This is a genomic window from Corallococcus exiguus, from assembly GCF_009909105.1.
Lineage (GTDB): Bacteria > Myxococcota > Myxococcia > Myxococcales > Myxococcaceae > Corallococcus > Corallococcus exiguus.
The window spans coordinates 21,365-43,773 of sequence record NZ_JAAAPK010000006.1; the positions used below are offsets into that span (position 1 = coordinate 21,365).

The following is a 22,409-nucleotide window of genomic DNA, read 5'->3' on the forward strand; positions in this document are numbered from 1 at the left end:
CCCGCGTCCTTGGGAATTCCCGCCCCCTGCGCGAGCAGCCCTTCAGCCCCCCGCGCCCCGGCCGTTCGTGGCCGGGCGCGTCAGCCAATGCGCCGGGGCCAGCGGCCGCGACTCGCACCCGCGGTGGGGGTGGAGGCCAGGGGCTCCGCGTGCGCGGGGCGCATGGGCAGCCGGACCTCCACGCGCGTGCCCTTCCCCGTCTGGCTGGTGATGTGGATGCGGCCACCATGCTGCAGGACGATGCGCCGGCTGAGCGCCAGGCCCAGGCCCGTGCCTTCACCCGGGGCGCGGGTGGAGAAGAAGGGCTGGAAGAGCTTCTCCAGGTCCTCCGCGCGGATGCCCACGCCGGTGTCCTCGATGGTGACGAGCGCCTCGTCGCCCTGCTGGGCCGTCTCCACCAGCACGCGGCCGGCGTCGCCCACCGCGCGCAGGGCGTTGTCCAGCAGGTTGAGCCACACCTGGTTGAGGGTGCCCGGGTCGCCCCAGATGGGCTCCGCGCACTGGTAGGCGCGCTCCACCACGACGGCCGAGGGGATGCGCCAGCCCAGCACGCTGAGCGTGGAGTCGAGCGCCACGTCCAGCCGCACCGCCACCGGCTTCTCCGCCGTGCGCACGAAGGACAGCAGCGACTCCGCCAGGTGGCGGATGCGCTGGCCGCACTCCTCCATCACCTCCAGCATCGCGGTGCCCAGGTTGGGGTCCCCGCCCGTCTGCTTCCCCTGCATGACCTCCTTCAACGGGATGAGCGCGTTCATCAGCCCGTTGAGCGGGTTTCGCACCTCGTGCGCGAAGCCGGAGGTGAGCAGGCCGATGGCCGCCAGCCGCTCGTTCTCCGCCGCGCGTACGGCCGCCTCGCGCAGGCGCAGCTGTGTCTCCACGCGCGCCAGCAGCTCACGCGGACTGAAGGGCTTGCCCAGGTAGTCATTGGCGCCCGCGCCCAGGGCCTCCACCTTGGCGGCCACCTCCTGGCGCGCGGTGAGCAGGATGACGGGCATGTCCACCGTCTGCGCGTGGGCGCGCAGCTGCACCAGGAGGTTGAGGCCGGACTGCACCGGCATCATCACGTCGGACACCACCAGGTCCGGCCGATCCTCCATCGCGCGGCGCACGCCCTCTTCCCCGTTGGCGGCCTCCAGCACCCGGTAGCTGGGCGCGAGGATGTCCGCGATGAAGGCGCGGATCTCCGCGTCGTCCTCCACCACCAGGATGCGGGGGGCCTTCGAGTCCGCGCGCGTGTGGTCCTGCGGCTCCGTGGGGCGCTGCGCCCCGGCGACGGTGGCGGCCAGCACGGTGGCGAAGCGGCCGGAGCTGCGGCGCTCGCGGCGCGTGGGCAGGTCCGTGGCGCGGCGCTCGCGCAGGTCCTCGCGCAGATGCCAGGTGCCCTTGGGCAGCCGCACGCGGAAGCTGCTGCCCTGCCCCGGCGTGCTCGACACCTCGATGCCGCCCGAGTGCAGCGCCAGCGTCTCCTTCACCAGCGCCAGGCCGATGCCGCTGCCCCCGAAGCGCCGCGTGCCCGTCGTGTCCGCCTGGGCGAAGCGGTCGAAGATGACGGCCAGGTCCGCGGGCGCCATGCCCTGCCCCGTGTCCACCACCTCCACGTGCACGTCCGTGTCGTCCTCGCGCAGCCGCACCGCGATGTTGCCGCCGGCCGGAGTGAACTTGAGCGCGTTGGAGACCAGGTTGTGGAACACGCCTTCAATCCGCTCCGCGTCCGCGTGCACCGGCGACACCGGCCCGCCCTCCAGCGAGAGCGTGAGCCCCTGCTTCTCCGCCACGGTGCGGAAGGGCAACAGCTGCGAGGACAGGAACGCGTGCAGCTCCAGCGGCTGGTAGCGCAGCCGCACCTTGCCCGCCTCTAGCTGCGCCAGGTTGAGCAGGTTGTCGATGAGCCTCAAGAGCCGCTGCGTGCTCCGGTCCAGCGTCACCAGGTGCTGCCGCACCACCGTGGGCAGCGACTCCGGCTCCTTCTGGAGCGCGTCCAGCGACAGCAGGATGAGCGTGAGCGGCGTGCGCAGCTCATGGCTCACGTTGTCGAAGAACTCCGTCTTCAGCCGGTCCTGTTCGCGCTGCTTGACGAGCGCAGCCTCCAGCTTCGCGTTGGCCTCCGACAGCTCACGCGTGCGCGCGACGACGCGGTCCTCCAGCGCCACGTTGCTGCCGAACACCTCGTCGTAGCGCTGCTGCAATTCTCGCAGCGAGCCCATGTTCGCCTGGGCCTGCGCCGCGAGCAGCTCGTCCTTGCGCTTGAGCTCGCGCCACCGGTCCAACCAGCCGCCGAGCGCGAAGCCGCCCATGCCCAGCGACGTCACGGAGAAGAGCGCGTCCCCCCAGCCCAGGTGCGTGGCCAACAGCCCGCTCACCATGCCCAGCAGCAGGCCCAGGTAGTGGCCCCAGAGCGTGGGCGGATCCGTCCAGGTGAGGTGGTAGCGGCACGCCTGGCCGCCCAGCACCTGGCACTCCGACTCCCGCACCTCCGCGGGCGCCAGGCCCCAGATGGTGGGGAAGGACGCGAACTGGCCCATGCGCAGCTCGCAGATGTTGCGGTTCTGCTCCGGGGTGCTGCTGCGGTAGGACAGCTTGAGCCGCTTGTGCTCCAGCAGGTCCACCGCGAACGCCCCCACCCGGTTGTAGCTGGGGGAGAAGTCGATGGTCTGCTTGTAGCAGGCCTTGGGCGAGCCGAAGGCGCGCAGCATGTAGAAGACGAAGCCCAGCGCCTGCGGCGACGCGGTGAAGAGGCCCGCCTCGCGCATGAAGCGCGAGTCGCCGGAGTCCTCGCGCAGCGCCGCCGCCACGCGCTCCAGGAAGCGCAACGAGACGTAGTTGGTGGGCTGGCGCATGTAGTCCAGCCCCAGGCTGAACGCGTGCTCGCGCCACACCCGGGCCAGCCGCTCCGCGCCATAGCGGTGCTCGAAGTAGAGCAACAGCGTGGACGTGGCGCGGACGCTCACCTCGGGGGCGTTGTCCGCGGACACGTCCTGCACCTTCACCGCCGGCAGGCGTTGGGTCACGGCTTCGTTCCTTCGGTGACCAGCGTCACCGCGTACTTCAGCCCCTCCGGGTCCTCGAGCATGGCCAGGAAGTCGGCGCAGTGAGACTGGTAGGCCTCGAGCCCGCCCAGGACCGCCGCGCCCACTGGCGCCAACGCCTCGAAGCGCGTCTTCCAGTCGCGCACGAGCCGCGCCTCCGCCGCGCCCGGGGAGAGGTAGAAAGGCATCAGGTGCACCCGCACGTCCGTGAGCCCCGCGCGGCGGAACTCGGAGTACAGCTTGCGGCCCACGTACAGGTCGAACCCCTGCGCAGCCAGGGCCTCCACGATGCGCTGGGTGCCCACGCGCAGGTGCTCCGGGAAGGGCCAGTTCTGGAGGCCCAGCCCGTCGATGTCGGACACCACCACCCGCCCCCCGGGCCGCGTCACCCGGATGAGCTCCGCGAGCGCCACGTCCCGGTCCGGCAGGTACTCGAAGACGTACTGGCTCCACGCATAATCGAACGCGTCCGAGGGCAGGCCCGTGGTGCGCACGTCCGCCTGGAGGAACGTCAGGTTCGGGCGGTGGGCGTTGCGCGAGCGCGCCTCCGCGAGGCGGCCGTCGTGCAGCTCCACGCCGGTGACGTGGCCGCCCTCCCCCACCAGGTCCGCCATCAATTCGGCGATGCCGCCCGGGCCGCAGCCGGCGTCCAGCGCGCGGTCCCCCGGCTTGAGGCCCGTGCGGCGGAGGACGTCGCGCGTGTCCTGGGACTGCTCCTGCTCCAGGAGGCGACGGGACTCTTCGGCGGATTCCATGAGGTACATCAGCGAACCTCCTGCTTCTGGACGAACGCCGCGGCCTGGACGGAGGCCCTGGGCTTCATGCGCCGCATGGGCATCTGCCGCTCGAAGAGCGAGCGCCAGGCCTCGCACCAGCGGCGCACCATGGAGCGGTGGAAGGTCCACTCGGAGAAGAGGCCCTGGTCCAGGAAGCCCCAGGCGTCCAGCACCGGCACGTCCAGCGCGTCCACCATGCCCAGCGCCGAACCACGGCCCCGCTCGCGCGCGTGCGCCATGCACCGCAGCGCCAGCGCCGCCACCGCGTCCTTCGCGCGAGGGTGCTCCCGGTCCGCCACCACCAGGTTGAAGCCGTTGGTGACTTCAATGAGGCTCAGGCCCGGCGTGGCCTCGTCCTGGAGCGCCAGCGCGAGCGGGCCGTCGTTCCCATCCACCACGAACATCCGCCGCTCGCGGTGCAGGCCCGCCGCCCGGAAGCGCGCGCCCAGCTCGGACTCGGGGCCGGGGTCCGAGCCCAGGTCCTCGCTGAGCAGGCGCACCATCTCCCCCCGGCGGCGCAGGTACGACTCCAGCCACTGACGGTCCTCCGGGCCCGCCTCGCGCACGGCCGGCAGCGCCCCCGCGTCCACGGTGGGCATCTGGGTCAGGTCCGCGCGCAGGTAGTGGAACTGGCGCAGGTGGCACAGCCCCTGCCCTTCCAGCACGCGCGCCAGCCACGTGCCCAGCCGGTGCGGCCACCGGTTGTCGGTGCGCCACATGTAGCGGATGAACTCCACGTCCTCCATCGCCTCGCCCACCTCCACCGCGAGCGACGTGAGTTCGCTGGAGATCTGCTCGCTGCGCCGGAAGCCCGGCATCACGGCCAGGTGCTGCACCAGCCACGTGCCGGAGTACATGCGCAGGCCGTTGACGTGCCCCAACAGCCGGTGCGCATCCGTGAAGACGAGCGAGCGCCCCAGCTCGCGCGAGCGGCCCAGCCGCTCGTGCGTCGCCTCCAGCACGGGCAGGACGCGGGCCTCCTCGCCGAAGGGGTGGTCCGGGTGGAAGGTGTAGTGGGCGTCCTCCATCATCCGCCAGACGTCCGGGAAGCGGAACACCGCCCCGTCGCGGACCTGGGGGGCTCTCGCGGACACGAACGCGTCCACGATGGCGTCCGCCACCGCGCGCGGCATGTCCAGGATGCGCACGCCGCAGCGGTAGGGCCGCAGGCGCTGATCATGCCGGGACTCGAAGGGGACGACGTCCACCGAGCGCACCTCCACGCGGCACGCCACCTCCGTGCCGTCCGGCAACAGCAGCGTGGTGTCCAGGCGCGAGCCCACCGGCAGCACTTCGCACGACGCGTCGATGGGGAAGGCGAACCCCCGCGCGCCCAGGTCCAGCACCGCGCGGGTGATGCGCTGGCCGCTGAACGGCGAGGTGAAGTGCACGAGGAAGCGGTGCTGCGCGCTGGGGCGGAAGCGCTGCTGTCCCCGCCGGTTCTCCACCGCGAGCGAGCGGGGCATCCCCAGCGTCACGCCGTCATGCCCCACGTGGAGCATGCTGGTGACGCCGCGGTAGCGCTGGCCGCCCATCTCGAAGGAGAGGTGGACCACCTCCCCCACGCTCGCGGGCAGCGCCGTGGACACCTGCCCGCGCAACACGCCCCGTTCGTCGGAAGGCTCCACCAGGGCGGACTCCAGGCGGAAGTGCGCCGTCTGGCTGTCCGCCGGATGCAGCCACACGGGCAGCTCGCGCCGGAGCGCCTTGCGCAGCGCGGCCTGCACCGCCACCGGGTCCCTCAGCGTGCGCGGCGGGACGGCGGTGGACTCGTCCTGCGCGATCCGCCAGGAGATGCCCACGCGCAGGAACGCGTGCGTCCCCTGCTGGACGGGGGTGGCGTGGCGCACGTAGGCGCGGGCCACGTGCAGCACGGGCCGGCCGTCGCGCAGCATGGTCAGCGAGTCCAGGGGCGTGCCCGGCAGGAAGGCCGCCAGCGACGCGTCCATGGGGACCTGGAGCGCGGCGCCGAAGTGGCCCAGGTCCTGGCACTCGGCGGTGAAGGACTGGCCGCGCAGGAGGAAGTCCACGCGCATGCCGGCATCCAGCGACACGCGCGTGGAGGCGCGCAGTTGGAGGATGTCGCGCAGGCGCGTCTTCAATTCGCCTTCGGTCAGCGCGTCGTCCACCGTGCTGAAGACGTGCCCCTCCGCGGCCGTCTCCACCAACTCCTCCAGCCCGTGTTGGTCCGACCGGGCGCAGACGAACACGCAGACGGCCTCCGGCGCCGCCCGGTCCACGTGGCGCAGGAAGCGGCGCGCGTTGTCCGCGGGCGCGATGATCAACGTGGGTGCGGTCGCCTCCATGCGCCGCGTGGCTTCCAGCTGTGAGCCCACCACTGAAACCCGGTGCGTGTTCAACGCGGACTTCAACGCGTTGCGACGCATCTCGTTGGGGTGGACGATGAGGACTTCGTGAGTCGGCACGCTCATGGATTTTCCCCGACGCGCAAGAGCCACACCGGCGCCCGTGCATGGCGCCATTCCCGTCGACGCGGGGCATGCACGCGCCCCGTTCCCGCCATCCGCATGTCTTGAGTGTCCGAGCCTGGTGCTCTCTCTGTTGCCAGCGGGCCCGCGCTGAAACGCCTTCCCCGGTGAGCCGCCGGCGAACAACCACCGCGTACTTTACCTGCTCCTATGGATTAGGTGATGTACGCGGGGGTGAGAGGACTTTTCGGAATAGGTTAAAGACGCGCGGTCTGCTGGGACCCCTTGGTGGGTAGGGACGCACGCACGAGGGCCTGATGAGTGCGCTGGCCCCGGGTCGCGGACGCGGTTACAAAATGCGTGGGCGACGAGGAGGCCCCCCATGGGCGAGACGGTGGATTACGAGGCGGGCATCCGGGAGCTGAAGCGCTCCATGAACGCGGTCATCCTGGCGCACTACTACCAGGAGAGCGAAGTGCAGGACGTGGCCGACTTCGTCGGTGACAGCCTGGCGCTCGCGCAGGCGGCGGCGCGGACGGAGGCGGACGTCATCGTCTTCTGCGGTGTGCACTTCATGGCGGAGACCGCCAAGATTCTGAATCCCAGCCGACAGGTGTTGCTTCCGGACCTCAAGGCCGGCTGCTCGTTGTCGGACCGGTGTCCGCCCGCGGCCTTCAAGGCGTTCAAGGACAAACACCCGGGCGCCTTCGTGGTGTCGTACGTGAACAGCTCCGCCGCGGTGAAGGCGATGAGCGACGTCATCTGCACGTCGTCCAACGCCGTGCGCATCGTGAACCAGATTCCGAAGGACCGCCCCATCCTCTTCGCGCCGGATCAACACCTGGGCCGGCACGTGATGAAGGAGACGGGCCGCGACATGGTGCTGTGGCCGGGCAGCTGCATCGTCCATGAAATCTTCAGCGAGAAGAAGCTCGTGGGGCTGAAGGTCGAGCATCCGGACGCGGAGGTGGTGGCCCACCCGGAGTGCGAGCAGCAAGTCCTGCGGCACGCGGACTTCATCGGCTCCACCAAGGCCATCCTGGATTACGCGGTGAAGAGCCCGAAGAAGAAGTTCATCGTGGTGACGGAGGCGGGAATCCTCCACCAGATGAAGAAGGCCGCGCCGGACAAGACGTACATCCCGGCGCCGCCGGACAACGGGTGCGCGTGCAACGAGTGCCCGTACATGCGCCTCAACACGCTGGAGAAGCTCTACCGCTGCATGCGGGACAGGACGCCGGAGCTGGTGCTGCCGGCGGACCTGCAGCACGCGGCGCTCGCCCCCTTGCAGCGGATGCTGGAGTGGTCCGCCTGAAATAAGCGGGACGCGGGACTGTCGCCCGCGTCCCACGTTTGGCAACTCGCGTCTTGCGGACGGCGGGCCCAAGTGCCATGGAAGGAACGTGGCCTTCCGATTTCTCGCACTTCCCTCCCACCGGCTGGTGGACTTCCCCAAGACCCTGCCGGACGAAGAGCGCCTCGAGCCGGACCTGCCTCCGGTGCACGAGGCCGTGGAGCGCGCCCTCGCCGGCGCCGAGTTCCGCGACCTGAAAGCCCGCGACCGCCTGCGCGCCCTGCTCCAGGGAGACCGTCCCCCGGCCCTGGGCTCGCCGGGCAAGGGCTTTGGCGCGAGCGCCATCTTCGCCCAGCCGCCCCAGGACCTGCCCGCGCTGCTGCGCCTGGCGGATGAGCTGGAGCACCTGGCCCGCCTGGAGGCCGGCGAGCGCGCGCTGGTGTGGAAGTGCGGCCAATGCAGTGCCCGCTACGCGGTGCCGGTGGCCCTGGTGCGCCAGGTGTCCATCCGCTGCGAGCGCTGCGGCAACCCGGTGCAGCTGTCCTCGCAGGAGAGCCTGGGCGAAGAGGCCCTCATCGACCCGTTCCAGGGCGCGGTGAACAGCAGCCGGCACCAGCTGGCGGCCTTCTTCCGCGAGGCCATGGCGCGAGGCTGGCCGGTGCTCGTGGCCGAGGGCGGAGCCCCTGCCCCGCGCGGGCGCTCTTCCAGCCCGGCGGCCTGAGCCACCTCGCTGTCGTTCCCAGGGGGGCCCTTCCACGGGCCCCCTTTTCGTTTCAGATGAAGATGCCGGCGGAGGCGTCGTTGCGCGCCTCCTGGAGCTCCTGCGTGGCGGGGCGGCCGCGCAGCGCATCCGTCACCTGGCGCGGCGCATGACGGCCCGAGCACTTGGAGCACTCGCACTTGCCGCGCTTGCAGGTGCAGTCCGCCTTGCTGCCGCAGGAGCACTTCGCCGTCAGCAGCTGATCCAGCTCCTCCAGCGGGCGCGGCGCGTCGTCCTTCTTGGCCTCCGGGGCCGGCGCCGGCGTCTGGGGCGCGGTGCCCTTGGAGGCAGCGGCCGCCTTCGCGTGGGCCTCGCAGGCGTGGGCGCTGGCGGGCAGAAGCCAGAGGCCGCCCATCAGCAATCCCGCGGTCATCAACGTCGCGCTGCGTGCCATGTCCGCTCTCCTTGGCGAAGGCCTGGGGAAGGCTTGGGGGAGGCATCCGCCGTCCCGGCCTATAGCGCAGGGCATTCCCCCTGCCAAGGCATTCGCACGCACCTTTGCCTACCCGTCAACGGAGCCCACGGTGCGCTCGCCCGGCGCGGGGGCGCGCGCGTACAGTCCGCGCCCTCCTGCCCGTGACGAACCGAACTGCTCGCATCGCCTTTGTCGCCGCGCTCGTCCTGGGGGCGCTCCCGCTCTGGGTGTCGCGCCTGTTGCCCATGGTGGACCTGCCGCAGCACCTGTACCTCATCTCGGTGCTGCACCGGCTGGACGACCCGACGACGCTCTACCCCACGCTGTTCGCGGCGCGGCACGAGCTGACGCCGTACCTGGGCTACTACTACCTCGTCAGCGCGCTCAACTGGCTCTTGCCGCTGGAGATGGCCAACCGCGTCTTCCTCACCGCGTACGTGGTGGGGATGCCGCTGGGCATGGCCTTCCTGTTGCGCGGCCTGGGCCGGCCGTCGTGGCCCGCGCTGCTCACGCTGCCGCTCGCGTACGGGGACAGCTTCGGCTGGGGCTTCATCAACTACCTGGCGGCCCTGCCGCTGACGCTGCTGTGCTGCGGCCTCTTCGTGCGGACGCTGACGGACGCGCCACGCCGCGCGCGCTGGGGCGTGGGGCTGGCGGTGTGCCTGGTGGCGGTGCTGCTCTTCCACGTGCAGGCCTTCGGGTTCCTGGCGTTCGGGCTGCCGTGGTTGCTCCTCACCACGCCGGTGCCGGAGGACGCGGCGGCGCAGGGAATCGTGGCCCGGGTGAAGCCGCGCGTGCCGGCGCTCCTGGGCGTGGTGCCCGGCGTGACGCTGTTCCTGTCGTGGGTGGTGCTGCGGTTCGGCAACCCGCCGGACATCCAGCCGGGCGCGCCGTGGAAGGCGTGGGGGCCCACGTTCTCGCCGCAGAACCTGGCGTGGAAGGGCTTCGAGCAGAACCGCGCGGAGTTCTTCCAGGTGCTCGCCAACACGTTCCACGACGGCTCGGACCGCTGGCCGCTGTACGCGGTGGGCGCGGTGGCGGTGGCGGGCTGGGTGCTGGGACTCGTGGGGCCGGGGACGCGCCGCGAGGGCCCGCTGGCGCGCTGGCGGCTGTTGGGGCTGGGGGTGCTGGCGCTGGCGCTGTACTTCCTCCTGCCCTTCGACATCCGGGGGTACGTCTACTACCTCAACACGCGCTACGCGCACCTGGCCGCGGCGCTGCTGGTGGCGAGCATGCCGGCCGCGCGCGCGGACTGGCGGCGGCCGTTGGGGCTCGCGGCGGCGGCGAGCGCGTTGCTGCTGGCCTTCGTGATGGGGCGCGGCTTCCAGAACTTCTCCCAGGAGGCCCGCGAGTTGGAGGCGCTGTCCGGCCTGGCCGCGAACCGGCCGAAGGTGATGGGGCTGGTGTTCGACCCGCGCTCCAGCGTGGTGCGCTTCCCCGTCTTCATCCACGCCGCGGCGGTGGTGGCGCGCGAGCGCGGCGGGGTGCCCAACTTCACCTTCGCCACCACGCCCCACTCGCCCCTGCGCTACCGGGGGGAGGTGCCGCCCACCTTCCCGTCCGAGTGGCGGCCGCAGGAGATGAATTACGCGACGCAGGGCACCTGGTACGACCACTTCCTGGTGCGCGGGGTGCATCCGTCGCGCGTCTTCGGCGCCCGGCTCCAGTCGGAACTGGTCATCGTGGGACAGAGTGGAGGGAGCTGGCTGGTGCGGCGGCGGTAGCGCGTGAAGTAGAAACCCGGCGCATGAGCCCTGCCTCCACCGAGCCCCGTCCCCTGCTGGATGCGTTGCGCGCCGGCACCCCCCTGCCCGCCTTCCTGGAGGCGGACGTCGCCCAGGCCCGGAAGCTCGCGGACGACGTGGGCTCCGCGACGCCCGCGGCCGTGGAGGCCCTGCCCGAGGCCCTGGCGGGCGCGGTGCTGGAGGCCGCCGTGCTGGCGGGACAGGTGGCGCTGCCGGAGGCCCTTTCCGCTTCGTCGGTGAAGCCGCTGGCCAAGGCCGCGAAGAAGGCGCTCTACCGGCTGCGCTCGCGCGGCGTCACCCCGGCGGAAGCCCCCAGGGAGGCGCCCATGGCTCCGGCCCCGGAGACGCTGCCCACGCTGGTGACGGTGGTGTCGTCGGCGGGGCAGTACGGACTGCTGCTCACGCGCGTGGTGCGCGGCGGCGTGGAGCTGCTCCAGGTCATCGCGTCGGATGAGCAGGGTGTGCTGGAGCTCAACCGCACCGAGCAGAGCCGCGGGGACATCCGCCGCATCCTCAAGCACGGGCTGAAGAACGGCTTCGGCATGGAGGTCTCCCGCGAGGAGGGGGCCCGGCTGCTCGCCGAGGCCGCGGCCCTCAACCTGAGCACCCGCACGCCCTTCCCGCCGGACCTGGAGGCCGCGCTGCGCCACCACGGGGTCCAGCCCATCCACGTGCCCGAGCCCCTCCCCGCGCCCGAGCCCGACGACGTGCGCCATGCCCTGGAGGGCGATCAGCTCCATGCGACGCCGGAGATCGCCGAGTGGATGCCTCCCGACGCGGAGATGCGGGGCCTGATGGAGCAGGTGCAGGCGCTGGCGTCGAGCCCGCTGGCGTTGAGCGGGGCCCAGCGCCAGGAACAGGTGCGGCAGCGGGTGCTGGACGCGGCGAGGGCCTACTTCACGCCGGAGGTGCGCCAGCGCTACGCGCGACGACTGTGGCGCATGGCGGCCTTCTTCGACGCGACCGGGCGGGCCCTCCAGGCGTCCATCGCCCGGGGCGAGGCGCGGCGCCTCTTCCACGGACTCGACGAGCCCTTCTCGCTCTTCGCGGAGACGCTCTTCGCCAAGGTCGTGGTCCTGGCCGCGGCGGGTGCCCAGGCCCAGGCGGCGCAGGGCGCCACGGCCCCTGAAGCGCTTCCTGCCGCCCTCACGGGCGAGCGGCGCAGCCCCGGCGGCCTCATCCTGCCCTGACGGCGCCCCTGCGCCTTCAGGAGCCGCCGTCAGCGGGGCCCGCGTCCCGGACGCCTCGAAGGCGCCCCGGGAGCGGGCCCGCTTGCATCAGAGCTGCTCCGTGCGGGCGCACAGGAGCAGGTCCAGGTTCTCGTGCTCCCAGGCGAGCGCCCGTTGGTAGTCGTGGAAGCGCTTCTCGTGCTCCATCAACTCCGGCGGGTGGATGCAGCGCCGGCCGTCCTCGCCCCGGCGGGCTCGGTAGACGTGGTGCAGCATCTCGTGGAAGACGATCCACTCCACGAAGTACCGGGGCACCAGCGGCTGATCCAACGCCGGGTGGATGCGGATGACCTTCGAGTCCGCCGAGTACGAGCCCATCTTGATGCTCTTGCGAGGCCCCTTCACCCGGGGCGCCGGCCCGTAGGTGATGGCCGCGTCGATGCGGCTCTGGAAGTAGCGCTCGTTGAGCCGCTCATAGATGCGGGTCAGGTCGTGGTAGCGCCCCACCGGGGACAGCCGCAACCGCTTGCGCATCTGCGCCGGGGACAGCCGGCGGATGAAGATGCGGTTGCGCTCGATGTAGCGGTCCAAGAGCGCGCTGGCGTCCGGGTCCCCCTTGCGCACGAAGCTCGCGAGCGCCTGGAGCACTTCGTCCGGTGCGGCCAGGAACATGTGGTGCAGCCTCAACCGCCACAGCGCCCGCTGGCGTTGGAACGTCAGCATCGTGTGGGTGTTGTCGTGGATCTCCACCGCCACCTTCCCCCGCAGCCGCGTGCGCAACCGGCGCTCCAACACGCGTCGCCACACCTTCACCAGTCGGTTGGGCTCTGGGGCGACCGGGAGCTGCCGGGCCACCCTCCCCGCGGGGTAGGTCCTCTGTCGGATGATGTTCTTCTGCTTCTTCGCGCGAGCCATAGAGGGGCCGGAGTCTACGGACCCCTCTGACATGTGTAAACGCGCCCGCTTGGTGGAAAACCAAGGAATTCCAACGACTTAAGGGCACTCAAGCGTACCCGGTCCTACGTGTCCTCCGGGGGGTGCGGATGCCGCATACGCGTAAGTCGCCGTGCCAATTAGCGTCGCCTGCGGCATGGGACCCGGAGCGTCTGGAGTTCCCCGGTTACAGGTCGGACGTTGTAGGTCTCGATGCCCCGAGGTGCACGCCGTCCCGGGCAGGTGTACTGGACGCGGAGCGGGCCGGGGGCCAGGGCGACTACCTGGTTGATGGGCAGCTTTCCGCCCCCCGGCCGGCCAAGCACGGTGCGCACCGGGGCCTCGAAGCGAACCTCCACGGTGGCGGGGGGTGGGGGCTCGGCGGGTTCGGCCGGGGCCGCGGTCGCCACGGCCGGCGGGGCCGCGGCTTCGGTGCCCGCCGCGGCCACCGCGAGTCCTGCGTCTGGCGGGCTCGCGGCGGTGGCCGCGAGGGCGGGTTCAACGGGCTGCCGCGCGGCGGTGTCCGCGAGGGCGGGTTCAGCGGGCTTCGGCGGCGCGACTTCGGCCGGGACAGGAGCGGGTGGCGCGGGCGCCTTCACGGGGGCCGTTCCCTGGGGACCGGGCCGCGCCGGGCCTCCCGCCGGAGGCCCCCTCATGGGCGCGGGAGGTGCCTGCGCTTCCGGACTGAAGAAGCCCATCATCCACGCGAGCCCCAGGCCCAGCACGGCCACGAGCACCACGCCCGCCACCAGCACGATGGCGCGCGAGCGCCGGGGCGACCGGGAGGCGTCGAGCGTGTCGGGCCCCTCGTCGTCGTAGTCCTCGTCCTCGTCGACGGGCGCGCGCACGACCCGACGGGGCGGCGGCCTTCGCGGCGCCTGGAACCCGACGGTGGACTCGTCGTCGTCCGGGTCTCCGCTCGAGACAGGCGTCGGGTCCGTGAGGCTCACCCCGGAGGGTCCCGGGTCGGTGTTGAAGCGCTCGTCGTCTTCCGGTGACGGCCGCGGCGGAGGACGGACGTTGCGAGCCCCGGAGTTGCCGGACGGGGCGGAGCGGTTCGCGTCGCTGGACGCGGAGGCGCCCCGGCGCGGGCCCGGAGGCTGCGACAAGCGCCCATCGTCGCCCATGCGGCGGGGACCGGACGCCAGCGGTTCGGACCGGCCATCGTCCCCCATGCGGCGGGGACCGGACGCCAGCGGTTCGGACCGGCCATCGTCCCCCATGCGGCGGGGACCGGAGGACAACGGCTCGGACCGGCCATCGTCTCCCATGCGCCGGGGACCGGAGGACAACGGTTCGGACCGGCCATCGTCGCCCATGCGGCGGGGACCGGAGGACAGCGGCTCGGAGCGGCCGTCGTTGGCGGACGCCATGCCCGGCCGACGCGGGCCAGGTGGCGGCGTCGACGCGCGTCCCTCCGGCGTGCGACGCGGCGTGGGCGCGAACGGATCATCCCCACCACCCGCGCCGCGAGGCATGGCCACGCCAGTCGACGGACGCCGCGAACGGTCTCCCCCGCCCCGCTCTCCCGACCCGGAGCGCGCGGTGGGCTCCGGAGGGCCATTGCGCCGCGCCGGTGCGGGCGTGGGCGCGACGGGCCGGGGGCGGCGCGCGCGCAGCGGCACGGTGGAGTCGCCCTCGTCGTCCTCCTCCTGCTCCTCCTCCTCGTCCCAGGCTTCCGCCTCGAACACGGGCTCCAGGTGGCGGCGCGGCGAGGGAGCGCCGGGCATCGTGCCGACCGCGGTGGACTCGCCGTCGTCATCGTCGTCGTCGTGGCCCGAGGGCAGGTCGCGCGGACGCGCCATCTGCGTCTCCGGCTCCCCTTCTTCCGCGTCCCAGGTGCGCAGCGCCGCGGCCTCCGCCGTGGGCCTGCGCGCGGGAGGCCGGGACACCAGCCCCACGGGCGTCAGCGCCGAGGGCCCCCGGGGCTGCGACGCCGTCCCGCCCAGCGGCAGGGTGCGCGCGCCCGTGTCCTCGTCGAGCGGAGACGTGCGCGACGACGTGTCCTCCGTGAGGGGCAGCGTGCGCGCGGCGGTGTCCTCCGCGTCGGCCAGCGGCAGCGTGCGCGCGGCGGTGTCCTCCGGCAGGTCCGGCACCGGGGGCGGCAGCGGCGTGCGCAGGGACGGCAGCGGCAGCGTGGCTTCGTGCCGGCCCGCGCGCTTCGCCGGGGGGATGTGGAGCACGGTGCGCTCCTCCTTCTCCCCCAACAGCCGCGCGATGTACTGCGCCACGTCCAGGCTCTGCTTGAGCACGCCGGACGCGAGGAACGCGTGCAGGTCGTCGCGCACTTCGGAGGCCCGCTGGTAGCGCTGGGTGCGGTCCTTCACCAGGCACCGCATCACGATGCGCGACAGCACCTCCGGGTAGTCCGGGCGCACCAGGTGCGGCGGCGTCGCCTCCTCGTAGCGGATGGCGTAGAGGATGCCTTCCGTGGTGGGGCGGTGGAAGGGCTGCTTGCCGGTGGTGATTTCGTAGAGCATCACCCCCAGCGCGTAGATGTCCGCCCGGTGATCCAACCGCTCCTGAAGAATCTGCTCAGGGGAGAGGTAGAGGAACTTCCCCTTGATGACGCCCGGCTTGCTGCGCTCCATGAACGCGCCGGCCTTGGCGATGCCGAAGTCGACGAGCTTCACGCGCCCGTCGTAGGCGATCATCACGTTCTGCGGAGAGACGTCCCGGTGGATCAGCTCCAGCGGGCGCCCATCCACGCCGCGGCTGAAGTGCGCGTGGTCCAGGCCCGCGGCGATGGCCGCGCAGATCTTCGCCGCGACGCCGTACGGCATGGAGGCGCCGAACTTGAACTCCTCCGCGAGCACGCGGCGCAGGTCCACGCCCTCCACGTACTCCATGCAGATGAAGATGTTGTCCCCCTCCTTCCCCAGCTCGTGCACCTGCACGATGTTGGGGTGGTGGAGCTGGGCGGCGATGCGCGCCTCGTCCAGGAACATCTGGACGAACTCCGGCTCCTCGGAGAGGTACGGGAGGATCCGCTTGATGACCACCAGCGTGGGATCCGGCGGCTTGTGCGCCAGGAAAAGCTCCGCCATCCCGCCCAGCGCGAGGCGCTTGATGAGCAGGTATTTGCCGAACGGGGTGGCCGTCTGGGGCGAGCTCAAGGACGTGGAAGGTGTGGGCCGCGGGTGGAACTTTGAAGCGTGTCCGGAGCCTACCTGCATTCCCGCCCCGGGGGGAGCCGTCCGACCCGCCCGGCGTCGGACTCTAGGCAGGCCCGGCGGAGCACGCGAACTTTCGGGCCCCTGAAACACGACCGCCCCCCAGGGCAGGTGAGCCCTGGGAGGCGGACGGGGAAGGCATCAGGCGAAAGCGGATTACTCGGGGAGCGACACCTGGCCCGGCAGGTCTTCGCAGCCCTGCGGGATGATGGTGTAGGTGTAGCGCTGGTCCGTGCCCGGCACGCCGCTGTCCCGGTCATTGCCGCCGGTGCCGCAGCTGGTGATGTTGGAGCTGCCGTTGATGCAGCCCGCGAAGGTGTAGGTATCCCAGACACCCGTGATGCCGTTGGGGAACGTCACCGAGCCGCCATCCAGGGCCGCCTTCTGGTAGTCGCAGCCCAAGCCGCCGTCGGACCGGTCACGCGTCTTGTCGTGGTAGACGAGGATGCCGCCGGTGACCTCGAAGCCGTAGAAGAGGGTGCCCGCGTCCTCGTTGTCCAGGCGCTGGAGCTGGGAGGGCTGCGGGTTGGTCAGCGTGAGCGGACCCGCCAGGTGCACGCGCGTTCCCAGGTATGCCGCGCTGTTCTGGGCCGCCGCGAGCGACGCCGTCAGCTCATCCACCGTCACCTCGTTGGCCGGGGGCAGGTTCGCCGTACCCGCGTCCGTGAGCTTGGGCGTGATGGCCAGGGGCACCGCGGGAGTCTGCTGATTGGCCAGGTGGTGGCGGCGGCCGGTGAACGGCGAGTTGTTCGGCTCCGTGCCGAAGTAGCCCACGATGTCGACGGTGTCGCCGATCTGCGGGTGGTACGCATCCGGAGTGTCCGTGTAGAACTTATGGATGAAGAGGCCCTCCTTCGGAGCGGCCGGATCCGTCACCCAGAAGTACGAGCGCCAGGAGCCGTTGCCCTGGTCGCTGAGCTTCTCGTAGTGGATGCCCGAGACGACCACGTCGCGCAGCGTCGCCTTGGTGCCGAACGACACCTTGCGCGTCGCGGCGATCTGGTTGGCGGTGGGGCCCGCGTCGCCGGTGCCCGCGTCAGTGCCCGCGTCGGTGTTCGTGCCCGCGTCAGAGCCCGCGTCGGTGCTGCAGACGCCCGTGCAGCCGGCATCGGGGGTGGGAGTGGGGTTGTCGTCGTCACGACCGCCACAGCCGGCCGCGGTGGCCATCGCCGCGGCAGCCAGGAAGGCCGCGGCGCCCAGCTTCGTGCGCAGTTCCATTTGAAATTCTCCGGGAGGTGAAGGGCGCCGAGGTGGTTGAAGTCCGACGCCGGTCGGGCTGAGGATTCAGGCCCTTATACCGGTGGGTTAGTAGGGCCGGCAAGGAACGGACCGGGGCCCTGTTCGTCACACCATCGTCAATTCAAGAATAGGTGGATCATGCTGCCGCGCGACATGTTTCTTGATGGGCTGAAGCCCACGCTCCACATCGCGCACCGCGGCGGAGCGCTGCTCGCGCCGGAGAACACGCTGGAGGCCTTCCAGCGCGCCGTCCACACCCACCGCACGGACATGCTGGAACTGGACGTGCACCTGTCGCGCGACGGTGAAGTCATCGTCGCGCACGACGACACGCTGGAGCGCTGCACCGACGGGGAAGGTCCGCTCGCGGCGCTGACGTTGGCCCAGCTGCGCAAGCTGGACGCGGGCCACCGCTTCACGCCGGACGAAGGCCGCACCTTCCCCTTCCGAGGCCAGGGTGTGCGCCTGCCTACGCTGCGCGAGGTGCTGCGCGCCTTCCCCACCCTGCGCCTGAACGTGGAGCTCAAGCCGGACGTGCCGGGCGCGGAAGCCGTGCTCGCTCGCCTGCTGACCGAGGAAGCAGCCCTGGGCCGCGTGTGCCTGGGCAGCGAGCAGGACGTCATCGCGGAGCGGCTGCACAAGGAATTGCCCGATGCGTGCCACTTCTACCCGCGCGACGCGCTGGCCGCGTTCGTCCTGGCGCTCAAGGCGGGCGAGGCGCCACCGGAGGACGCGCGCTACAGCGTGCTCGACATGCCGCTGTACTTCGGCGAGGTGCGCTTGGTGGACGACGCGCTTCTGAAGGCCGCGGCCGAGCGCGGCAAGTGGATCAACGTGTGGACGGTGGATAATCCGGCGGAGATGGACCGGCTGATCCAGGAAGGCATTGGCGGCATCATGACCGACCGGCCGGACCTGCTCCGCCAGCGAATGGACGCCTCTGGAAAGCCGGGTTAAGCCTTCGGGCTCCATGCCCCGCTCCACCGCCCGCGCGCGTCCGGCGACGTCCCGCACCGAGCCCTCGACCAAGGCGCCGCCCCCGGCCGACGCCGACACGAAGCCCGCCGCTCGCAACACGCTCAAGGCGAAGGTGAAGGTGCCGCGCGCCAAGCGCTTCGTGGCGCTCGCGGGCAACATCGGCGCGGGCAAGACGACGGCCGCGAAGCTCATCAGCCAGGCCTTCGGCTTCGAGCTCTTCGACGAGCCCGTCATCGACAACCGCTTCCTGCGTGACTACTACGGCGACATGTCGCGGTGGTCGTTCACGCTGCAGCTGGAGTTCCTCATCCGGCGCGTGGAGCACCACGAGCTCATCCACTCCGTCCGGAAGAGCTGCGTGCAGGACCGCACGCTCTACGAGGACCCGGAAATCTTCGCCAAGTACCTGCACGGCCTGGGGCACATGACGAACGCGGAGCTGGACCTGTACTACGAGTACTTCCAGCGGCTGTCGCGCCACATCGTGCGGCCGGACAAGGTCATCTGCTTCGACGTACCGTCGGAGGAGGTGCTGCTCCAGCGCATCCGCACGCGCGGCCGCGCGGAGGAGAAGGGAATCGGGCGGCCCTTCCTCAAGGGCCTCAACGGCTACTACGCGGGCTTCCCGCAGGTGCTCCAGGAGAAGTACGGCGTGGAGTGCCTGGTGGTGGACGTCTCCAAGCAGGACATCCGCCGCGGCGAGGGCCGCGAGGAGTTCATGGACCGCGTCTCCGCATTCCTGGCCTGACGCGGCGCTGTTTCGTGCGACGCTCACCAGCGCCATGCACGACCTCAGCCCCAAGAGCCCGCGCGACTCCGAAGTGGTGATGACGCAGCTCATCCTCCCTCCGGACGCCAACAACCTGAACGCCGCGTTCGGCGGGAAGGTGATGCAGTGGATCGACATCTGCGGCGCCGTGGCCGCCCAGCGCCACTGCCGTCAGGTCGTGGTGACGGCGTCCATGGACGACCTGCACTTCCACGCCCCCATCCGCGTGGGCTGGATTGCCCTGCTCCACTCGCGCGTGCTCGCGGCGTTCCGCACCTCGCTGGAGGTGGGCGTCACCGTGCACGCGGAGAACCCGCTCACCGGTGAGCGGCACCTCACCACCAGCGCGCTGCTCACCTTCGTGGCGCAGGGTCAGGACGGAAAGGGCGTGCCCGTGCCGCCGCTGCTCCTGGAGTCGGAGGCGGAGCGCCAGGCCTTCCAGGAGGCGGAGGCCCGCCGCGCCCAGCGCCGCAACCGCGGCCAGGGTGAGCAGAACTGGATGAAGGTGATGAAGCCCGTGGCCGGAGCCTGAGAGCTGGACGCACGAAGGGCCGGGGGCACGCCTGCCTGGCGTCCCATCCCGGCCCTCCTTGCACCTTGAGTCGACGAACAGCGAATCAGGTGGTGAACGACGTCCCGCAGCCGCAGGACGACTTGGCGTTGGGGTTCTCGAACTTGAAGCCCGCGCCGGTGACGCTGGTGACGTAGTCGATGTGCGTGCCCGAGAGGTACTGGGCGCTCAGCGCGTCGGTGGCGATGGTCACTCCATCCTGCTCCCACGTCTGGTCGCCGGCCTTCATCTCCTTGACGAGGTTCAGGTCGTAGCCCAGGCCGCTGCAGCCGGAGGGCACCACGCGGATGGAGAAGAAGTAGCCCTGGAAGCCCTGGGCCTGGATGACCGTCTTCACCTGGGCGATGGCGGCGGCCGTCAGGACGACGGGCTCGGAGGCGGCGGGCTGGGAGGCCGGCGTGGAGCCGGTGACGGCGGTAGAAGTATCCATGTGCTTCAATCTCCTCGTAGACAGCGCCACATAACGCCCTGGCGCCCGAAAAGCCAAGGGACCTGACGGGCCCCTTCCCGGCTCAACAGAAGATAACCCCCATGCCCATCCCCGAAATCACCCCCGCCGAGCTGGCCCGGCGCCTGGCCGGCCCTCCCGAGTCGCGCCCCGTGCTGGTGGACGTGCGCTTCCCGCACGAGCACGAGTGGGTGGCCCTGCCCGGCTCGGTGCTGATGCCGCTGCCGGAGCTGGAGGACTTCCACGAACAGCTGGAGTCCTTCCGCGGCCGCCCCGTGGTCGTCTACTGCCACCACGGGGTGCGCAGCCTGGACGGCGCCGCGTACCTCATCGACCGGGGCCTGGAGGCCGTGTCGCTCCAGGGCGGCATCGACCTGTACTCGCGCACCGTGGACCCTGCCCTGCCGCGCTACTAGAGCGCGGAGGCCAGGTCCAACGGCAGGTCCGTCGTCTCGTCGGGCTTGATGGTGGCCTCGAAGGCGACGGGCTCCTTGAGCTGCTTGCCGCGCAGCTCCAGGCGCTGCTTGCCCTCCATCAGCTTGAGCGTGGTGCCGGCGCTGCCCATCATCTGGTTGTTCCGGTACACCGTCAGGCCCGTCGTCATCCCCTTGGGGGTGATCTTCAGCTTGAGGGTGCCCTCCTTGAAGCTGCGCTCGAAGGTCTTCAGCTCGCCCGGCGCGCCGAACGCGAGCTCCTCCGAGTCCTCCAGGTAGATGCCCTGGGCGTCGTTCTCCAGGATGAGCGTGTCCTGCAGGTGGGCGCCCTGCACGCGCGTGAGCGGCGCGGTGCCCAGCATCGTCACCGGCTCCGGGCTGTTGCAGCGCTCCGAGTGCCGCACGGACACCTTCACCGGCTGGTTGGTGTTCACCGTGAGCCACACGCCCTGCGCGTCCGCGGCCTTGGACGTGAGCGCCAGCGTGATGGGTTCGCGGAAGAGCACGCCCAGCGCGAGCAGGCCCACGACGAGGCCCACCGTCACCAACGTGCGCACACTGCCGCCCCTGGGCTTCACCGGCTCCGGCAGCGCGGGGGCGCTGGAGCGCGACGGACGGCGCTCGCCGGAATCCTCGTCATCCACCGGCGGGGCCACCGGGCGGGCGCGCGGGGCGTCCACGCGGCTGGAGGTGCGGCGGCGCGGAGGCTCCACGGCGGACTGGTTGGTGCTGGTGCTGGTGCGGCGGCGCGGAGGCGGCGGCGCGGGCGCGGGCTCCGTCTCATCGTCCGGCGGCGGCAGGCGCGTGCGCTCGTCGTCCTCCAGCTCCATGCGATGCACGCCCGAGCGCGAACGCATGGGCGGCTCCGACACCGGCATGGCGCGCGACGCCGTGCGCCGGGGCGGAGGGACGTCGTCCACGGACTGGCTGCGCAGGTCCGAGCGAGAGTTGGTGCGGGCGATCTGCGTCGCGTTCGGGTTGCTGGTGGACGTGCCTCGCCGGACCGCCGGCTCCGACACGCTGGAGCGGCGCCGGGGCGGCGGCTGCTCCACGCCGGTGAGAGACGGCGCGTCGTATTCGTTCGGATCATCCGCCAGCGCGGGGGACATGCCCGTGGCGCGGCGGGGCGCGGAGCCCGTGCGGGTGGCGTTGCTTCGCGAGCGCTCGCGCGACTCACCCGGCGGGGCCTCCCAGTTCATGTCCGGGGGCGGCCGGGGCGGCGCGGTGTTGGAGTCCTCGCCCACGGGCATGACCTGGCCCTGCTTGAGCTCGTCATCCAGACGATCCGCGAAGAGCGTCTTCATCAGCTCCGAAATCTGCCCGGAGGTGACGAGCCAGCGCTCGTTGACGAGCAGCTCCTCCAGCGCGGTCTGGAACTCGCGCGCGTTGTCGTAGCGGTCATCCGCGCTCTTGGCCAGGGCGCGCATCACCACGTGGTCCATGTCCCGGGGCACGTCGGCCACCTCGGACGGGGACGGGATGGAGCACTCCATGGCCGCCTGCAGCGTGGCCAGCTCCGAGTCCTTCTTGAGCGGCCGGTGCCCGGTGAGCATCTCGTACAGCACCAGGCCGATGGCGAAGATGTCCGCGCGCCGGTCCAGGTGCTTGCCCGCGGCCTGCTCGGGCGCCATGTACGCGAACTTGCCCTTGATGGCGCCGGACTTCGTCATCGAAGCCTGGTCCGCGGCCTTCGCGATGCCGAAGTCCACCAGCTTCACCGAACCATCGAAGCTGATCAGGATGTTCTGCGGGCTGATGTCGCGGTGCACCACGTTGAGCGGCTGGCCGCGGTCATCGTTGCGGCTGTGCGCGTAGTAGAGGCCTTCGCACGCGGACGCGACGATGCGGATGGCCAGCGGACGGGCGATCCACTGATTCATCCCGCTGGCCTTGCGCATGACCCGGCCCAGGTCCTCGCCGTGGATGAACTCCATGGCGATGTAATAGGTGCCGTTGGCCTCGCCGAATTCGTAGACCTGCGCGATGTTCGGATGGTTGAAGCGCGCGGCGATCAGCGCCTCGTTCTTGAACATCTCCACGAACTCGCGGTCCTCCGCGAGGTGCGGGAGGATGCGCTTGACGACAAGCTCCTTCTGGAAGCCCTCGATTCCGGACTGACGCGCAAGCCAGACTTCGGCCATGCCGCCCGTGGCGAGCTTCTTGATGAGCTGGTATTTCCCGAATGCTTGAGGATTCATCCCGGGGACTCCCCGGGGGGAGCAAGCTTGGTGGAAGGTGACAGGGCAGCGC

At 71.2% G+C, this 22,409-nt stretch carries 17 protein-coding genes; 8 read left to right on the forward strand and 9 right to left on the reverse strand.

Annotated elements, in window-relative coordinates:
- Positions 1 to 80: 80 nt before the first annotated feature.
- From GTZ93_RS23620 to GTZ93_RS23630, 3 genes are read right to left on the reverse strand one after another with little or no spacing between them, the layout of a single operon-like run.
- Positions 81 to 3,008, reverse strand: coding sequence for an ATP-binding protein (locus GTZ93_RS23620; RefSeq protein ID WP_139918583.1), 2,928 nt, complete (start codon positions 3,006 to 3,008; stop codon positions 81 to 83).
- On the reverse strand, positions 3,005 to 3,790 hold the full coding sequence (locus GTZ93_RS23625) for a methyltransferase domain-containing protein (protein WP_180946068.1): 786 nt from the start codon (positions 3,788 to 3,790) through the stop codon (positions 3,005 to 3,007). The genes GTZ93_RS23620 and GTZ93_RS23625 overlap by 4 nt, the downstream gene beginning before the upstream one ends.
- Positions 3,790 to 6,234 carry a PilZ domain-containing protein gene (locus tag GTZ93_RS23630; RefSeq protein ID WP_139918581.1) on the reverse strand — a complete coding sequence of 815 codons (2,445 nt, stop codon included), beginning with the start codon at positions 6,232 to 6,234 and terminating at the stop codon, positions 3,790 to 3,792. The genes GTZ93_RS23625 and GTZ93_RS23630 overlap by 1 nt, the downstream gene beginning before the upstream one ends.
- A gap of 379 nt (positions 6,235 to 6,613) precedes the next feature.
- On the opposite strand from GTZ93_RS23630, the gene nadA reads away from it, so the two are divergent.
- Both nadA and GTZ93_RS23640 read left to right on the forward strand, forming a co-directional pair.
- Positions 6,614 to 7,546: a quinolinate synthase NadA gene (gene nadA, locus GTZ93_RS23635; RefSeq protein ID WP_120578459.1), complete on the forward strand. Its 933-nt coding sequence runs from the start codon at positions 6,614 to 6,616 to the stop codon at positions 7,544 to 7,546.
- An 88-nt stretch (positions 7,547 to 7,634) separates the two neighbouring features.
- Positions 7,635 to 8,246 (forward strand): zinc ribbon domain-containing protein, encoded by a 612-nt coding sequence (locus GTZ93_RS23640; RefSeq protein ID WP_139918579.1) that lies wholly within the window; start codon positions 7,635 to 7,637, stop codon positions 8,244 to 8,246.
- A 52-nt stretch (positions 8,247 to 8,298) separates the two neighbouring features.
- Here the strand turns inward: GTZ93_RS23640 and GTZ93_RS23645 are convergent, their stop codons facing one another.
- Entirely contained in the window at positions 8,299 to 8,679 is a 381-nt protein-coding gene (locus GTZ93_RS23645; protein WP_139918577.1) for a metallothionein, read from the reverse strand.
- A 182-nt stretch (positions 8,680 to 8,861) separates the two neighbouring features.
- On the opposite strand from GTZ93_RS23645, the gene GTZ93_RS23650 reads away from it, so the two are divergent.
- Together GTZ93_RS23650 and GTZ93_RS23655 are read left to right on the forward strand one after the other, a co-directional pair.
- Positions 8,862 to 10,424 carry a hypothetical protein gene (locus GTZ93_RS23650; protein ID WP_186820060.1) on the forward strand — a complete coding sequence of 521 codons (1,563 nt, stop codon included), beginning with the start codon at positions 8,862 to 8,864 and terminating at the stop codon, positions 10,422 to 10,424.
- 23 nt (positions 10,425 to 10,447) lie between these two features.
- Entirely contained in the window at positions 10,448 to 11,635 is a 1,188-nt protein-coding gene (locus GTZ93_RS23655; RefSeq protein ID WP_139923944.1) for a hypothetical protein, read from the forward strand.
- An 87-nt stretch (positions 11,636 to 11,722) separates the two neighbouring features.
- On the opposite strand, the gene GTZ93_RS23660 is transcribed toward GTZ93_RS23655, so the two are convergent.
- The 3 genes from GTZ93_RS23660 to GTZ93_RS23670 form a co-directional block, all read right to left on the reverse strand.
- Positions 11,723 to 12,529: a hypothetical protein gene (locus tag GTZ93_RS23660; protein WP_167548358.1), complete on the reverse strand. Its 807-nt coding sequence runs from the start codon at positions 12,527 to 12,529 to the stop codon at positions 11,723 to 11,725.
- Between the two features lie 158 nt (positions 12,530 to 12,687).
- Positions 12,688 to 15,663, reverse strand: coding sequence for a serine/threonine protein kinase (locus GTZ93_RS42355; RefSeq protein ID WP_186820061.1), 2,976 nt, complete (start codon positions 15,661 to 15,663; stop codon positions 12,688 to 12,690).
- A 213-nt stretch (positions 15,664 to 15,876) separates the two neighbouring features.
- Positions 15,877 to 16,938: a hypothetical protein gene (locus GTZ93_RS23670; protein WP_139922165.1), complete on the reverse strand. Its 1,062-nt coding sequence runs from the start codon at positions 16,936 to 16,938 to the stop codon at positions 15,877 to 15,879.
- 159 nt (positions 16,939 to 17,097) lie between these two features.
- Here GTZ93_RS23670 and GTZ93_RS23675 point away from each other — a divergent pair, with 159 nt between their 5' ends.
- Genes GTZ93_RS23675 through GTZ93_RS23685 form a run of 3 tightly spaced genes read left to right on the forward strand, consistent with a single transcriptional unit; the run spans position 17,098 to position 19,238 of the window.
- Positions 17,098 to 17,916: a glycerophosphodiester phosphodiesterase gene (locus tag GTZ93_RS23675; protein WP_139922167.1), complete on the forward strand. Its 819-nt coding sequence runs from the start codon at positions 17,098 to 17,100 to the stop codon at positions 17,914 to 17,916.
- Between the two features lie 13 nt (positions 17,917 to 17,929).
- Entirely contained in the window at positions 17,930 to 18,685 is a 756-nt protein-coding gene (locus tag GTZ93_RS23680; protein WP_139922169.1) for a deoxynucleoside kinase, read from the forward strand.
- Between the two features lie 34 nt (positions 18,686 to 18,719).
- Positions 18,720 to 19,238: an acyl-CoA thioesterase gene (locus tag GTZ93_RS23685; protein WP_120581020.1), complete on the forward strand. Its 519-nt coding sequence runs from the start codon at positions 18,720 to 18,722 to the stop codon at positions 19,236 to 19,238.
- Between the two features lie 85 nt (positions 19,239 to 19,323).
- Here the strand turns inward: GTZ93_RS23685 and GTZ93_RS23690 are convergent, their stop codons facing one another.
- Positions 19,324 to 19,707, reverse strand: a complete 384-nt coding sequence (locus GTZ93_RS23690) for a HesB/IscA family protein (protein WP_120581019.1) — start codon at positions 19,705 to 19,707, stop codon at positions 19,324 to 19,326.
- 101 nt (positions 19,708 to 19,808) lie between these two features.
- Here GTZ93_RS23690 and GTZ93_RS23695 point away from each other — a divergent pair, with 101 nt between their 5' ends.
- Positions 19,809 to 20,141, forward strand: a complete 333-nt coding sequence (locus tag GTZ93_RS23695; RefSeq protein ID WP_120566412.1) for a rhodanese-like domain-containing protein — start codon at positions 19,809 to 19,811, stop codon at positions 20,139 to 20,141.
- Here the strand turns inward: GTZ93_RS23695 and GTZ93_RS23700 are convergent.
- Positions 20,138 to 22,357, reverse strand: coding sequence for a serine/threonine protein kinase (locus GTZ93_RS23700; RefSeq protein WP_139922171.1), 2,220 nt, complete (start codon positions 22,355 to 22,357; stop codon positions 20,138 to 20,140). The two genes, GTZ93_RS23695 and GTZ93_RS23700, sit on opposite strands and share 4 nt — an antisense overlap.
- Positions 22,358 to 22,409: the final 52 nt, after the last annotated feature.